Source organism: Nonomuraea sp. JJY05, assembly GCF_043496855.1.
In the GTDB taxonomy this organism is placed as follows: Bacteria; Actinomycetota; Actinomycetes; order Streptosporangiales; family Streptosporangiaceae; genus Nonomuraea.
The window spans coordinates 1-11899 of record NZ_JBIEIS010000041.1; the positions used below are offsets into that span (position 1 = coordinate 1).

Consider the following 11899-nt stretch of genomic DNA (forward strand, 5'->3'; position numbering starts at 1 on the left):
ATCTCCAAATACAACGCCCGCGGACCCGCCATCGACCGGACCACCTACAAAGCCACCATCAGCATCAACATGATCCCGGCCAGCCCTTGACGCTGCTACCCCAGCCCTAACTGAACGGCGTTGAGGCTAGAGCAGCTCACCGACAATATTCGAGGACCGGCGGCTACTCCCCGGTCAGCCCGTCCACCGACTCCCGGATGAGGTCGGCGTGGCCGTTGTGGCGCGCGTACTCCTCGATCATGTGGCACAGGATCCACCGCAGGCCGGGCGTCTGGCCGTCGGCCCAGCTGAGCTTGGCCGGTTGGCCGAGGTCGCCGCCGGCCAGCGCCTCCGTCACCACCGACCGCGAGCGGGACACCGCCTCCTGCCAGAGCGCGAAGAGCTGTTCGGGGGAGTCGTCGGCGGCCGAACGCCAGTCCCAGTCGCGGTCGGACTTCCAGTCCACCGCGTCCCACGGGGGCGGCCACTCTCCGCCGCGCAGCGACCGGATGAACCAGTAGCTCTCGACGTAGGCCAGGTGCTTGAGCATCCCGCCCAGCGTCATCGACGACACGCCGACGGTCGCCTTCAGCCCGGCCGCGTCCAGGCCCGAGCACTTCCACGCGAAGGTCGCGCGCTGGTAGTCGAGGAAGCCCAGGAGGGTCGCGGTCTCGTCGGCCGCGAGAGGAGGCTCGGGGCGGCCCTGCTCGTCCACTTGAGTCATGATCGGTGAGTGTAGAGCCTCGGCGGGCCGTTCGGGTGGGCGAATCTTGCCGGGACCTTGCCGAATCGGTGGCGGGGAAAGCCGCGCCGTTCGTACCGGACCACGGTGGAATGGGCGATGTCGTGCAGCGCAGGAAGACGGGATGCCGAAGTGCTCGATCGGGTCCGTGAGGCCGCCGGAACGGCGCTGGTGGAAGACGTCGGCGCGGTCGTCGCGGCGGCGGCCGCCATGTCCGGCCGGTTCCGGCGCGGAGGCAGGCTGCTGGCTTTCGGCCGGGGCGAGGCCGCCTCGGACGCGGCGCACGTGGCCGTGGAGTTCACCCACCCGGTGATCGTGGGCAAGCGTGCGCTTCCGGCGCTCAGCCTGGGCGCCGAGCCCTCCTCGCTGCCGGTGCTGGGACGCTCCCAGGACATCGCCGTGGGGATCCGGCCGCTCGACGGCGACCTGGCCGCCGCCCGCGCGCTCGGCATGCTGACCGTCGCCCTGACGGCGGACGAGGCGTGCGCGCAGGCGGAGCACGTGCTGACCGCGCGGAGCGCGGATCCGCTGGTCGCGAGGGAGATCCACATCACGATGTACCACCTGCTGTGGGAGCTGGTCCACGTGTTCCAGGAATCGGAGTGCCCCACATGAGTGACGAGGAGGTCTGCGACTCCTGCGTGACGTGCGGCGATGTGGCCGTGGCCGTGCGGGTCGTGGGGCTGCTGCCCGACGGGCTGGCGCGGGCCGACACCGGCGCGGGGACCGAGGAGATCAGCGTGGCGCTGGTGCAGGCGCGGGTCGGGGACACCGTACTGGTGCACGCGGGCGAGGCGATCGCCGTGCTCGGAAGGGACGACCGATGACCGAGACGCTCTACCCGTTCCTGCGGCGCGACCCGCTCGACGCGCTGGCGTCCACCGCCGAGAAGGCCCGCGAGAGCCTGGAGCTGCGGCGGCGGGTGCTGGACGAGTTGGAGGGCCCGCTGGTGGCGTGCTCGGCCGCGCTGGCCGCCGCCTTCCGCCGCGGCGGGCGGCTGTTCACGTTCGGGAACGGCGGCAGCAGCACCGACGCGCAGTCGGTGGCGGACCTGTTCACCGGGCGCGGCCTGCCCGCGGTGTCGCTGGCGGCCGACACGGCGCTCGTGACGGCGCTCGGCAACGACGTCGGCTTCGAGGTGGTGTTCGCCCGCCAGCTCGCCGCGCTCGGCGGCGAGGGCGACATCGCCTGCGCCCTGTCCACCAGCGGCGGTTCGGCCAACGTGCTGCGCGGCCTGGAGCGGGCCGCGAGCCTGCGGATGGTGACCATCGGGTTCGCCGGCTCCGGAGGCGGCCGCATGGCCGAGGAAGGGCTGGCCGAGCACCTGTTCGTGGTCCCTTCGTCGTCGGTGCACCGCATCCAGGAGGCGCAGGCGACCCTCTACCACGTGCTGGCCGAGCTGGTTTCAGCCGCCGCAGGGTAGACGGGCCGCCCGCCGACCGGAGCTCAGCAGGTGCGGGGTGGACGGGCCGCCCGCCGACCGAGCTCAGCAGATGCGGGGCAGCGGGTCGCCCACCAGGACGTCGACCACCCGGGTGCCGCCGAAAGTGGTGCGGAGCAGGACCAGCCCGGCCGGTGCCGCCGCGACGGTTCCGATGATCGCGGCCTCGGCGCCCAGCGGGTGGGAGCGCAGCACCTCGAGGGCCCGCCCGGCGTGCTCGCCGTCGACCACCGTGACGAAACGGCCCTCGCAGGCCACATAGAGAGGGTCGAGGCCGAGCAGCTCGCACACGCCGGTGACCTCCGGCCGCACCGGGATGTCGTCCTCCCGCAGGACGACGGCCACCTCCGACGCGTTGGCCACCTCGTTGACGACGGTGGCCACCCCTCCCCGGGTGGCGTCCCTCAGCGTACGGACGTGCTGCGGCATCGCGGCCAGCAGCTCGGCGACGATGGCGTGCAGCGGAGCCGTGTCGGAGGCGATCGGCGCTTCGATGCCGAAGTCGTCCCTGGCCAGCATGATGGCGGCGCCGTGCTCCCCGATCGGGCCCGAGACGAGGACCGCGTCTCCCGGCCGCGCGTGCGAGGCCGACAGCGTGACCGGCTGCTCGACGAGCCCGACCCCGGCCGTGGTGATGAAGCAGCCGTCGGCCTTGCCGCGCTGGACCACCTTGGTGTCGCCGGTCACGATCGTGACGTCGGCCGCCGCCGCGGCGGCGGCCATCGAGTCGGTGATGCGCCGCAGGTCGGCGACGGGGAAGCCCTCCTCCAGGACGAAGCCGGCCGACAGGTGGGCCGGCCGGGCCCCGCACATGGCCAGGTCGTTCACGGTGCCGTTGACGGCCAGGTCGCCGATGTCCCCGCCGGGGAAGAACAGCGGCGAGACCACGAAGGAGTCGGTGGTGAAGGCCAGCCGCTCGCCGCCCACCCGCAGCAGCGCGCCGTCGTCCAGCGGCGCGAGCAGCGGGTTGCGGAACGCCTCCAGGAAAACGGCCTCGATCAGGGTGTGGGTGGCCTTGCCGCCGGCGCCGTGGGCGAGCGTGATCCGCTCCTCCCTGACGACCGGCTTGCGCCGCCGGATCCGCTCGATGCGGGCGAGCACCTGCTGTTCGCGGTTCATGTCCGGCTCGCCTCCTCCGCCAGCGGCTCGCCGGCGGCCGTCGAGCGCATCTCCTCCCGGCTGAAGCGCCCGAAGTTGTAGTACGCGGCACACGCGCCCTCGGAGGAGACCATGCAGGTGCCGATCGGCGTCTCCGGGGTGCACGCGGTGCCGAACACCTTGCACTCCCACGGCTTGAGCACGCCCTTGAGCACCTCGCCGCACTGGCACGACCGCGGGTCGGCGACGCGCACGCCGGGCAGGTCGAAGACCCGTTCGGCGTCGAAGCGGGCGTACTCGTCCGCCATGGCGAGGGCGGAGTGCGCGATGAACCCGAGCCCGCGCCACTCGAAGTGCGGCCGCAGCCGCATCACCCGGCCCATGGCCGACAGCGCGATGCGGTTGCCCTGCCACGGCACCACGCGGGCGTACTGGTTCTCCACCTCGCAGCGGCCCTCGGCGAGCTGCGTCAGGAGGCGGTGGACCGAGTCGAGGATGTCCAGCGGCTCGAACCCGGCGACCACCAGCGGCTTGCCGTAGTCGCGGGCGATGAACTCGTACGGCTGGCAGCCGATCACCGCCGACACGTGGCCCGGCCCGATGAACCCGTCGAGCCGCAGGTCCGGCGAGTCGAGGATGGCCTTGATCGCCGGGATGATCATGACGTGGTTGCAGAAGACGGAGAAGTTGGCCAGCCCCTCGGCCTCCGCGCGCAGCACGGTCATGGCCGTGGACGGCGCCGTGGTCTCGAAGCCGATGGCCATGAAGACGACCCTGCGGTCCGGGTTGGCCCGCGCGATCTTGAGCGCGTCCAGCGGCGAGTACACCATCCGGATGTCGGCCCCCGCCGCCTTGGCGTCCAGGAACGAGCCCGCCCCGCCGGGTACCCGCATCATGTCGCCGAACGACGTCATGATCACGTCCGGTTGGCGGGCGATGTGGATGGCATCGTCCACCCTGCCCATCGGGATCACGCAGACCGGGCAGCCGGGGCCGTGCACGAGGTTGACCTCGGCCGGCAGGTGGTCCTCCAGTCCGTGCTTGTAGATGGTGTGCGTGTGACCCCCGCACACCTCCATGAACGTGTATCGGCGCCCCGGCCGGCAGCGGGCGGCGATCTGAGCGGCCAGCGCCCGCGCCGTGCCCGCGTCGCGGTACTCATCGACGAACCGCATCACAGGTCCTTCCTAGGCGATGTCCGAGGTGCGCAGCGCGTCGAGTTCGTCCTCGTACGGCTGCCCGAGCCCGTTGAGGTAGTCGAGCACCGCCTGCGCCTCCAGCTCGGAGATCTTGGACAGCGCGAACCCGACGTGCACGAGCACCCAGTCGCCGGGCCCGAGCGCCTCGTCGGCGAGCAGGCCCACGTTGATGCGACGGCGCACGCCGCTGACGTCCACCACGGCGAGGTCCTCGTGTTCGGGGAGGCGCTCGACGAGCTCACCTGGAATGCCAAGGCACACCGGGCACCTCCCCGTCGGAAGCGCCTGACGCGGCGAAGGTGAGCGACTCCAGGACCAGCTCGTCGCCGCCGCTGATGTCGACGCCATCGTCGCCGCAACCCGGGCAGGCCGCCAGCGTGTCCACCGACTCGGAGTGTTCGCCGCAGTTGCGGCAGCCGACCGTCATCGGCGTGATGACGAGCTCCACCACCGCGTCCTGAACGGTCGTGCCGGCCGCGGCCAGCGTGAACGCCTGCCCGAAGGCCTCGTCGACGACGGCGTGCCGGGCGCCGACGCGTACCCGGGCGGCCGCGACCGTCCTGCCTCCCGCCTGCTGCTCGATCAGCTCGACGAGCCCCTCGCACATCCCGATCTCATGCATGCTGCCCCTACATTCGCTCCATCTTGATGTATCGCCGGATGTCCGGCCACATGCGGATGACGACCAGCGCCATCCCGCAGAGCACGACCAGCTTCACCGTGCGCGACTTCCACATCTCACATCACCTCACCGTGGGTGCCGGATCGCGGGCGTCCGGAGTGGCACTTTCCGCAATCATTTCCATAACCAGGGACTTCACTAGGCCGGCCGCCTCGCCGACCATCGCGCGTACCGGCGCGCTCAGCTCGAACGGGTCCTCCTCGACCGACGCCGGCTCGCAGCAGACGACCCGCACCCGCGCGGGGAGCCGGCCGAGCTGCCGGGCCAGCCGCAGGACCCGGACCGGGTCCATGCCGTGCGTCTCCACCGAGGCGTCCTCCCCGTCCGGCAGCTCGGGCTCGAGGACGGTGAGCGTGCCGGGAGCCAGCCCACGCCGGGCCGCGTCCACGAAGACCACGCCCGTGTAGTCCCGTTGCAGGGCGTAGGCCAGGTCCATGCCGCGGATGCCGAAGTCGACGACTTCCATGCCCGCGACGCCCGCCTGCCCGGCCAGGTGGCGGGCCACCTCGACGCCGAACCCGTCGTCCCCCAGGAACACGTTGCCGATCCCGGCCACCAGGACGCGGCCGGGTTCCGGGCGGCCGTCCTGCTCCCCGAGAGGCTCGATCTCCTCGGGGGAGTAGAAGAACCGGTGCCCGGGCAGCCGGGCCTCGCCAAGGTCGCGCCCGGGATCGTCGTCGAGCGTGACCGCGAGGTGGAAGGCGCCCTCGTCGTCCTGCTCCACGCTCTCCACGACGGCCACGCGGCCGTCGAGCACGAGGTCGAAGACGTCGGCCTGCGCGCGGGGCCGCAGCCGTACCCGGCTGCCCGGCCCGACCTGCACGCCGGCGATGACGACCTCGGCGGGGCCGCGGCCCTCCATCCGGGTCCAGAATCCAGTCATTCGTGTGGCTCCGTCCTGCGCATGATGCCGTGCAACCGCATCAGCTCGTCGGGTGTGAGGGAGTCGCAGCGGTCGAGGATCGCGCGGGCGCGCGGGTCCCCGTGGCGGATCTCCTCCCGTTCGCGGTCGCTGAGGGCGAGCACGCTCAGCGTGAGGAGCTGGTCGATCTCGGTCGCGTCGAAGAGGTCGCCGGGGCTCTCCGGCGCGATCCGCGGGTGGTCGTAGAGGATGATCGGCGCGGACAGCACGGTGTGCCGGTCGCCCTCCGGCCCGGCGAGCACCGGCCAGACGCCGGCGTTGTCGCAGGCCGCAGCCTCCGCCAGCAGATCCTGCGGCGGGTCCATGAGGGAGACGAACCGGGCCCGCGGCGCGCGCAGCACGGTGTGCGCGGAGACCAGCGTGCGCCGCATGGCCTCCTCGCGGCCGCCTCCGGGCCAGGGCGTGGTGTTGACCACCTCGACCGTGATCCGGAACAGGTCCGGGCGCAGCCGTCGCGCGCTCGCCTCGATCCGGCCGCACAACTCCCGCCAGCCGCCTTCCGGAGACTGCTGCCGGGCCGGGATGTCGATCTTCTCGATGAGCGGGCCGTGCAGCAGATCCTCCAGGACCAGGCCCGGCATGCTCACCTCACGCTCCTGCGCTTCCTCGAAGATGCCGGTGCCGGTCGCCTCCGGCTCCCCGGCGCGCAGCCGGGTGACGACGTGCAGGAAGCGCACGGACACGTCGACGAGGTCGCGGGGCCCGGCTTCGAGCAGGCACTCGGTACGCATCAGCCACGGGTTGCCGTCATTGGCCCGCCCGTACGCCTCGGGGTGGACGCCACCGATCGTCCAGCGGTGCCGGTTCTTCAGCGACGACTCCCGGTACGGCCACAGCAGGTAGCCCTCGTAAAGCACGGCCTGCGCGATCTGCCTGACAGGGTCCATGTGGGATCAGCCTCCGCCCGTCTCCAGCAGCGACCGCACCGCGTCGTCCCAGCCGAGCAGGGTGTGCCGGACCCGGTGCGCGTACAGGCGGTCGAACGTGCCGCGCTCCAGCCGGATCCAGGCGGTGTCCGGGAAGTGGCGGTCCATGAGGTCCTTCCACACCTCCACCGGCATGCGGAAGTCCGCCTCGGTGTCCCACGGCAGGCAGGCCGCCTGCAGGCGGCCGTCGTCGAGGTAGAACACCGTCCCGGTGAACAGGAACCGCAGCGGCACCTCGCCGTCCGGCAGGCCGTGCAGGTATTTGGCCGCGGCCACGTCGAAGTCGTAGGTGCACGCGACCGTGACCGGCGTGGTCGTGCCGCCGGTGAAGGCCGGGACGTGGGTGACGGTCTGCGTCCACAGCAGGCTGGACAGGTTGCGTCCCCACTCCTCCGGCGGGCCGAACAGCTCCTTGAGCCGCTGCGGCGCGGGCTCGTCGTAGCCGCGTGCGGTGGCGTCGATGCGGATCTGCGTGGCCAGCGTGAGCGCCTGGACCGGAGCGTCCGCACGCAGGTCGAGCCGGAAACACAGAGCGGGCGCGACGGCGGGCGTGGCGGGCTCGACGTCGCGCACCTCGATCCGCAGGGCCGGTGGCGTGGCCATTGAGGTCGCCATTGATGTCGGCGGCTTCACGCGGGTGACAGGTTGGGCATGTCGGGGTCGATCGGGTCGTGCATGCGCGGGTTGACGCCGGTCGAGCGCCTGGCCGTGGAGCGGCCGTCGGGCAGGTGGCCCTTCTGCTTGTCGTAGCTGCCCGCCGCGTTGCCCTCGGCCACGCCCTTGACGTGGGAGGGGGCGTCGGGACGCACGTCGCGCCGCCCGGTCCTGATCGTCGACTTCTTTTTCATGCTGGACTCCTGTCGCTGCCGGCGGCCGGCACGGTGACGGACCGGCCGCCGAGGTCGGTGAAGAATCGGGTGATGTGCTCGCGTACGTCCTTGCCGCCCGTCAGGCCCCGCCAGTGCGCGCGGATGGCTCCGACGAGCGCGTAGCAGTCGTCCACCGGCACGATCCAGGCCTCGCGGTCGACGAGCAGGGCCTCGACGTCCGGCTCCAGCTGCCGCAGCACGGGGTTGTCGCGTCGCAGCAGCTCCCAGGCGGTCCGGTCGGCGGGCGCCTGCACCGCACCGGCCGGGCTCGGGTAGTACAGGACCGGGTCACCGGTGTCCGAGTCGTGGATCAGGAACACCGTGCGCACCGGCGCCCGCAGGCGGGCCCAGGCGCCCTCGTCCAGGCGGAAGCCGTTCAGCCGCCAGCGGCGCTCGGGCACCAGCCGGTAGTGCCCGCCGCCGGCCGCCGCGTGGTCGAACAGCACCTGGCAGGCGCGGCACGCGCAGCGCAGCTCGCGCCCGGCCAGCTCCAGCAGGTGGCGGTGGACGGCCGGCAGCGGCTCGGCGCACAGCTCGCAGCGCTGGGTCCGCCGTTCCCGCCGAGCAGGCTCGACCGACTGCGCGGCGAGCCGGCGCAGCAGGCCCGTCATGGCACCGGCGCCCGCGAGGCGGGGCGGACGCTCAGGCTCTCGACCGGGATCAGGGCCGCGTCCGCGACCTCGATCTCGACCCGCTCGATCTCCGGGGCAGCCTCGCGCACCGCGTCCCGGAGGGCCGAGGCCGCCCCGGCCGACGAGGAGCGGCAGCCGGACGGGCGTACGCGCAGCCGTACCAGGTCGCCTTCGACGGAGAGCAGGTCGCCTGCGCCGGCCAGCGCCCGCTCCACCCGGGTCCGCGTGTCCAGCGGGTGCAGATCGTGCAGCAGGAGCAGGGGCGAGACCAGCTCGTCGGCGCCCAGGCGCGCCGCCGCCTCCTCGCCCACGAGCGTCATGACCCGCGCCAGGCCCTCGCCGTACAGGCCGAGCACCTCCGCGACGAGCTCCGTGGCGGCCGCGTCGGCCTTGTCGAGCAGGGATTCGATCCTGCGGACGCGCTCGTTCATCAGCCGGAGACGCTCGCGCCGAAGGTGGGCGAGTGCACCTGCTTGAGCACCTTGCCGCCGCCGAGGTACATGTGCACCCCGCAGGGCAGGCACGGGTCGAAGCTGCGCACGGTACGCATGATGTCGATGCCCTTGAACGAGTCGGCGCCGTTCTCCTCGAAGATCGGCAGCCCCTGCACCGCGTCCTCGTACGGGCCCGGCGTGCCGTACCTGTCGCGCGGGCTGGCGTTCCACGGCGTCGGCGGGTACGGGTGGTAGTTGGCGATCTTCCCGTCGCGGATCACCACGTGGTGCGACAGCACGCCGCGCACCGCCTCGTGGAAGCCGACGCCGATCGCCTCGTCCGGCACGTCGAAGTCGGTGAACACCTGCGTGCGCCCGGCCCTGACCTCGCCCATCGCCTGCTCGAAGAAGTGGACGGCCATCGCCGCCGCGTACGCCACGAAGTAGACGCGGGCGCGGTTGCGCTCGATGGTGTTCGCCCAGCGCGGGATCCGCCACTCCAGCCGCGTCTCCGGGAAGGAGGCGCTCTTGGGCAGGTTGATCTCCACGCTCTGGCCGGTGGCCCGCACCGTGCCGGTGTCGACGAGCGCGGCCAGCGCCGTGGTCCACAGCCGGGCCAGCGGGCCGCCGCCGGTGTCGAGCGCCAGGTGGTCGCCGGTGCTCCTGTCGTACCAGCGGGGGCTCATCACCCAGCTGTAGTTGCCGTTCTCCAGGTCGCGCTTCTGCGGCTTGGGCAGGGTCGTCTGGTTCCACGGGTGGCGCTGGTCCACCGGGTTGCCCAGCGGGTCGTGGGTGACGAACGTCTCCTCGGCCTGCCAGTCGTCGTAGTAGGAGCTGCCCAGCAGGATCCTGATGCCGAGGTTGATGTCCACCAGGTTCGTCGTGACCAGCTTGCCGTCCACCACGATGCCCGGCGTGACGAACATCCGCCGGCCCCACTCGTTCATGGTCCGGTAGTCGTAGTCGACCACCGCCGGGTCCTGGAACGCGCCCCAGCAGCCGAGCATCACGCGCCGGCGGCCGACCTCCTCGTAGCCGGGCATCGCCTCGTAGAAGAAGTCGAAGAGGTCGTCGTTCATCGGGACGGACTTCTTGACGAAGTCGAGGACCTTGAGCAGCCGCACCATGTAGTCGGTGAACACCTGCGGGGTGGCCACGGTGCCCACGCCGCCGGGATACAGCGTGGACGGGTGCACGTGCCGGCCCTCCATCAGGCAGCACATCTCCCTGGTGATCCGGCTGACCTGCAGCGCCTCGCGGTAGAGGTCACCGCTGAACGGGTTGCAGGCGCGCATGATGTCGGCGATCGTCCGGTAGCCGTGGATCCCGGAGTTGGGCGCCTGGGTCGTCTCGGCCCGGCGCAGCAGGCTCGGGTTCGTCTCCTTGACCATCTGCTCGCAGTAGTCGACGAAGACGAGATTGTCCTGGAAGAGCGTGTGGTCGAACATGTACTCGGCGGCTTCGCCCAGGTTGACGATCCACTCACCCAGTGGCGGGGTCTTGATGCCGTACGCCATGTTCTGCGCGTAGATCGAGCAGACCGCGTGGTTGTCGCCGCAGATGCCGCAGATGCGGCTGGTGATGAAGTGGGCGTCGCGCGGGTCCTTGCCCCTCATGAACACGCTGTAGCCGCGGAACAGCGACGACGTGCTCTTGCACTCGACGACCTCGCGGTTCTTGAAATCTATCTTCGTGTAGATGCCCAGGTTCCCGATGATCCTGGTGATCGGGTCCCAGGACATCTCCACCAGCTCGCGGGCCTCGCCCTTGAGCTTCTTCTCACCCGCCGTACGGATTGCCACCTCGCCGCTCTCCCTCTCAACCGTTTCCCCAGCGCGGGTCGAACCCGCTCGTCAGCCTGCGGCGGTTGTGGCGCCACTTCGGCTCCTTGTTCGCTGCCTTGTTGGTGATCGCGCGAAGCCTGCGGATCATCGCGCCGTACGCGCCGCTCATCGCGGCCGAGACGGACGCTCCCGGAGGCTCGTCCATGAAGGGCATGAACTTGTCGGGGAAGCCGGGCATGGTGCAGGCGATGCAGATGCCGCCCACGTTCGGGCAGCCGCCGACGCCGTCCATCCAGCCGCGCTTGGTGACGTTGCAGTTGACCACCGGACCCCAGCAGCCGACGCGCACGAGGCACTTGGGCGAGTTGTAGTCCTGGGCGAAGTCGCCCTGCTCGTAGTAGCCGGCCCGGTCGCAGCCCTCGTGCACGGTCTTGCCGAACAGCCAGGTGGGACGGAGCATCTCGTCGAGCGGGATCGTCGGCGCCAGGCCCGCCGCCTGGTACAGCAGCCAGGTCAGCGTCTCGGTGAAGTTGTCCGGCTGCACGGGACAGCCGGGCACGTTGACGATGGGCAGCCCGCCCGCGGAGCGGAAGTCGCGGCCCAGGTAGTCGGACAGCCCCATGCACCCGGTCGGGTTGCCGGCCATGGCGTGGATGCCGCCGTACGTCGCGCAGGTGCCGATCGCGACCACGGCCCAGGCCTTGGGCGCGAGCCGGTCGATCCACTGGTTGACCGTGATGGGCTCGCCGGTGACCGGGTCGTTGCCCATGGACGTCCAGTAGCCCTCGCCGTTGATCCTCTCGTTCGGGATGGAACCCTCCACGACGAAGATGAACGGGCCGAGCTCCCCCTGGTGGGCCCGGTGGAACGGGGCCATGAAGGCGTCACCCGTCTCCGCGGCCAGCACCTTGTTGTGCAGGTGCACCTTCGGCAGTCCCGGTACGAGCCCGAGCAGGACGTCCTCCAGGCTCGGCAGCGTGGCGGCGGTGACCGAGACCGTGTCACCGTCGCAGCTCATGCCCTCCGAGGTCCACAGGATATGCACCTCGTCCAAGGCTTTCGGTGTTTGTGTGGTTGTCATGGCCCAAGCCCCCTTGTTGGCCTGTGTAGAGGTTTAGGCCCCCATATCGCTTGGTATCCGACCTGCGACTCTACGTAGCGGACATACCGTGATGACGGAGGTTGTAAACC

The 11899-nt window shown here is 71.2% G+C and carries 17 protein-coding genes; 3 read left to right on the top strand and 14 right to left on the bottom strand.

The window, feature by feature from the left end:
- Positions 1-163: 163 nt before the first annotated feature.
- Entirely contained in the window at positions 164-703 is a 540-nt protein-coding gene (locus tag ACFKCF_RS45660; RefSeq protein ID WP_394501632.1) for a DinB family protein, read from the bottom strand.
- A gap of 150 nt (positions 704-853) precedes the next feature.
- On the opposite strand from ACFKCF_RS45660, the gene ACFKCF_RS45665 reads away from it, so the two are divergent.
- From ACFKCF_RS45665 to ACFKCF_RS45675, 3 genes are read left to right on the top strand one after another with little or no spacing between them, the layout of a single operon-like run.
- On the top strand, positions 854-1336 hold the full coding sequence (locus ACFKCF_RS45665; protein WP_394501633.1) for a phosphoheptose isomerase: 483 nt from the start codon (positions 854-856) through the stop codon (positions 1334-1336).
- Positions 1333-1548 carry a HypC/HybG/HupF family hydrogenase formation chaperone gene (locus ACFKCF_RS45670; protein ID WP_394501634.1) on the top strand — a complete coding sequence of 72 codons (216 nt, stop codon included), beginning with the start codon at positions 1333-1335 and terminating at the stop codon, positions 1546-1548. Before ACFKCF_RS45665 ends, ACFKCF_RS45670 begins: the two co-directional genes overlap by 4 nt.
- Complete coding sequence (locus ACFKCF_RS45675; protein WP_394501635.1) at positions 1545-2144, top strand: SIS domain-containing protein; 600 nt, start codon at positions 1545-1547, stop codon at positions 2142-2144. The genes ACFKCF_RS45670 and ACFKCF_RS45675 overlap by 4 nt, the downstream gene beginning before the upstream one ends.
- Before the next feature lie 63 nt (positions 2145-2207).
- Here the strand turns inward: ACFKCF_RS45675 and hypE are convergent, their stop codons facing one another.
- From hypE to ACFKCF_RS45740, 13 genes are read right to left on the bottom strand one after another with little or no spacing between them, the layout of a single operon-like run.
- Positions 2208-3281, bottom strand: coding sequence for a hydrogenase expression/formation protein HypE (hypE, locus tag ACFKCF_RS45680; protein ID WP_394501636.1), 1074 nt, complete (start codon positions 3279-3281; stop codon positions 2208-2210).
- Entirely contained in the window at positions 3278-4435 is a 1158-nt protein-coding gene (gene hypD, locus ACFKCF_RS45685; protein ID WP_394501637.1) for a hydrogenase formation protein HypD, read from the bottom strand. Before hypD ends, hypE begins: the two co-directional genes overlap by 4 nt.
- A 12-nt stretch (positions 4436-4447) precedes the next feature.
- Positions 4448-4720 carry a HypC/HybG/HupF family hydrogenase formation chaperone gene (locus ACFKCF_RS45690; protein ID WP_192785127.1) on the bottom strand — a complete coding sequence of 91 codons (273 nt, stop codon included), beginning with the start codon at positions 4718-4720 and terminating at the stop codon, positions 4448-4450.
- The gene (locus ACFKCF_RS45695; protein WP_394501638.1) at positions 4698-5081 is read right to left on the bottom strand and encodes a hydrogenase maturation nickel metallochaperone HypA; all 384 of its coding nucleotides are present in this window, start codon (positions 5079-5081) and stop codon (positions 4698-4700) included. The genes ACFKCF_RS45690 and ACFKCF_RS45695 overlap by 23 nt, the downstream gene beginning before the upstream one ends.
- Positions 5082-5088: 7 nt before the next feature.
- On the bottom strand, positions 5089-5196 hold the full coding sequence (locus ACFKCF_RS45700) for a DUF6893 family small protein (protein WP_394501639.1): 108 nt from the start codon (positions 5194-5196) through the stop codon (positions 5089-5091).
- 6 nt (positions 5197-5202) lie between these two features.
- Positions 5203-6024 (bottom strand): hydrogenase maturation protease, encoded by an 822-nt coding sequence (locus ACFKCF_RS45705; protein WP_394501640.1) that lies wholly within the window; start codon positions 6022-6024, stop codon positions 5203-5205.
- On the bottom strand, positions 6021-6950 hold the full coding sequence (locus ACFKCF_RS45710) for a hypothetical protein (RefSeq protein ID WP_394501641.1): 930 nt from the start codon (positions 6948-6950) through the stop codon (positions 6021-6023). The genes ACFKCF_RS45705 and ACFKCF_RS45710 overlap by 4 nt, the downstream gene beginning before the upstream one ends.
- A 6-nt stretch (positions 6951-6956) precedes the next feature.
- Positions 6957-7592, bottom strand: a complete 636-nt coding sequence (locus tag ACFKCF_RS45715; protein WP_394501642.1) for a DUF6084 family protein — start codon at positions 7590-7592, stop codon at positions 6957-6959.
- Positions 7593-7618: 26 nt separating this feature from the next.
- A complete protein-coding gene (locus tag ACFKCF_RS45720) occupies positions 7619-7837 on the bottom strand; it encodes a hypothetical protein (protein WP_394501643.1) in 219 nt (72 codons plus the stop codon).
- Positions 7834-8469: a DUF5947 family protein gene (locus ACFKCF_RS45725; RefSeq protein ID WP_394501644.1), complete on the bottom strand. Its 636-nt coding sequence runs from the start codon at positions 8467-8469 to the stop codon at positions 7834-7836. Before ACFKCF_RS45725 ends, ACFKCF_RS45720 begins: the two co-directional genes overlap by 4 nt.
- Positions 8466-8921 (bottom strand): hypothetical protein, encoded by a 456-nt coding sequence (locus tag ACFKCF_RS45730; RefSeq protein WP_394501645.1) that lies wholly within the window; start codon positions 8919-8921, stop codon positions 8466-8468. Before ACFKCF_RS45730 ends, ACFKCF_RS45725 begins: the two co-directional genes overlap by 4 nt.
- Entirely contained in the window at positions 8921-10726 is a 1806-nt protein-coding gene (locus tag ACFKCF_RS45735) for a nickel-dependent hydrogenase large subunit (RefSeq protein ID WP_394501646.1), read from the bottom strand. The genes ACFKCF_RS45730 and ACFKCF_RS45735 overlap by 1 nt, the downstream gene beginning before the upstream one ends.
- Before the next feature lie 16 nt (positions 10727-10742).
- Positions 10743-11753, bottom strand: a complete 1011-nt coding sequence (locus tag ACFKCF_RS45740) for a hydrogenase expression protein HypE (RefSeq protein WP_394501741.1) — start codon at positions 11751-11753, stop codon at positions 10743-10745.
- Positions 11754-11899 lie beyond the last annotated feature (146 nt).

What these genes read in the sequence shown, in the direction of transcription:
- ACFKCF_RS45660 (WP_394501632.1), bottom strand. Translation starts at nt 703, where the DNA reads ATGACTCAAGTGGACGAGCAGGGCCGCCCCGAGCCTCCTCTCGCGGCC.
- ACFKCF_RS45670 (WP_394501634.1), top strand. Translation starts at nt 1,333, where the DNA reads ATGAGTGACGAGGAGGTCTGCGACTCCTGCGTGACGTGCGGCGATGTG.
- ACFKCF_RS45675 (WP_394501635.1), top strand. Translation starts at nt 1,545, where the DNA reads ATGACCGAGACGCTCTACCCGTTCCTGCGGCGCGACCCGCTCGACGCG.
- hypE (WP_394501636.1), bottom strand. Translation starts at nt 3,281, where the DNA reads ATGAACCGCGAACAGCAGGTGCTCGCCCGCATCGAGCGGATCCGGCGG.
- hypD (WP_394501637.1), bottom strand. Translation starts at nt 4,435, where the DNA reads ATGCGGTTCGTCGATGAGTACCGCGACGCGGGCACGGCGCGGGCGCTG.
- ACFKCF_RS45695 (WP_394501638.1), bottom strand. Translation starts at nt 5,081, where the DNA reads ATGCATGAGATCGGGATGTGCGAGGGGCTCGTCGAGCTGATCGAGCAG.
- ACFKCF_RS45700 (WP_394501639.1), bottom strand. Translation starts at nt 5,196, where the DNA reads ATGTGGAAGTCGCGCACGGTGAAGCTGGTCGTGCTCTGCGGGATGGCG.
- ACFKCF_RS45705 (WP_394501640.1), bottom strand. Translation starts at nt 6,024, where the DNA reads ATGACTGGATTCTGGACCCGGATGGAGGGCCGCGGCCCCGCCGAGGTC.
- ACFKCF_RS45710 (WP_394501641.1), bottom strand. Translation starts at nt 6,950, where the DNA reads ATGGACCCTGTCAGGCAGATCGCGCAGGCCGTGCTTTACGAGGGCTAC.
- ACFKCF_RS45715 (WP_394501642.1), bottom strand. Translation starts at nt 7,592, where the DNA reads ATGGCCACGCCACCGGCCCTGCGGATCGAGGTGCGCGACGTCGAGCCC.
- ACFKCF_RS45720 (WP_394501643.1), bottom strand. Translation starts at nt 7,837, where the DNA reads ATGAAAAAGAAGTCGACGATCAGGACCGGGCGGCGCGACGTGCGTCCC.
- ACFKCF_RS45725 (WP_394501644.1), bottom strand. Translation starts at nt 8,469, where the DNA reads ATGACGGGCCTGCTGCGCCGGCTCGCCGCGCAGTCGGTCGAGCCTGCT.
- ACFKCF_RS45730 (WP_394501645.1), bottom strand. Translation starts at nt 8,921, where the DNA reads ATGAACGAGCGCGTCCGCAGGATCGAATCCCTGCTCGACAAGGCCGAC.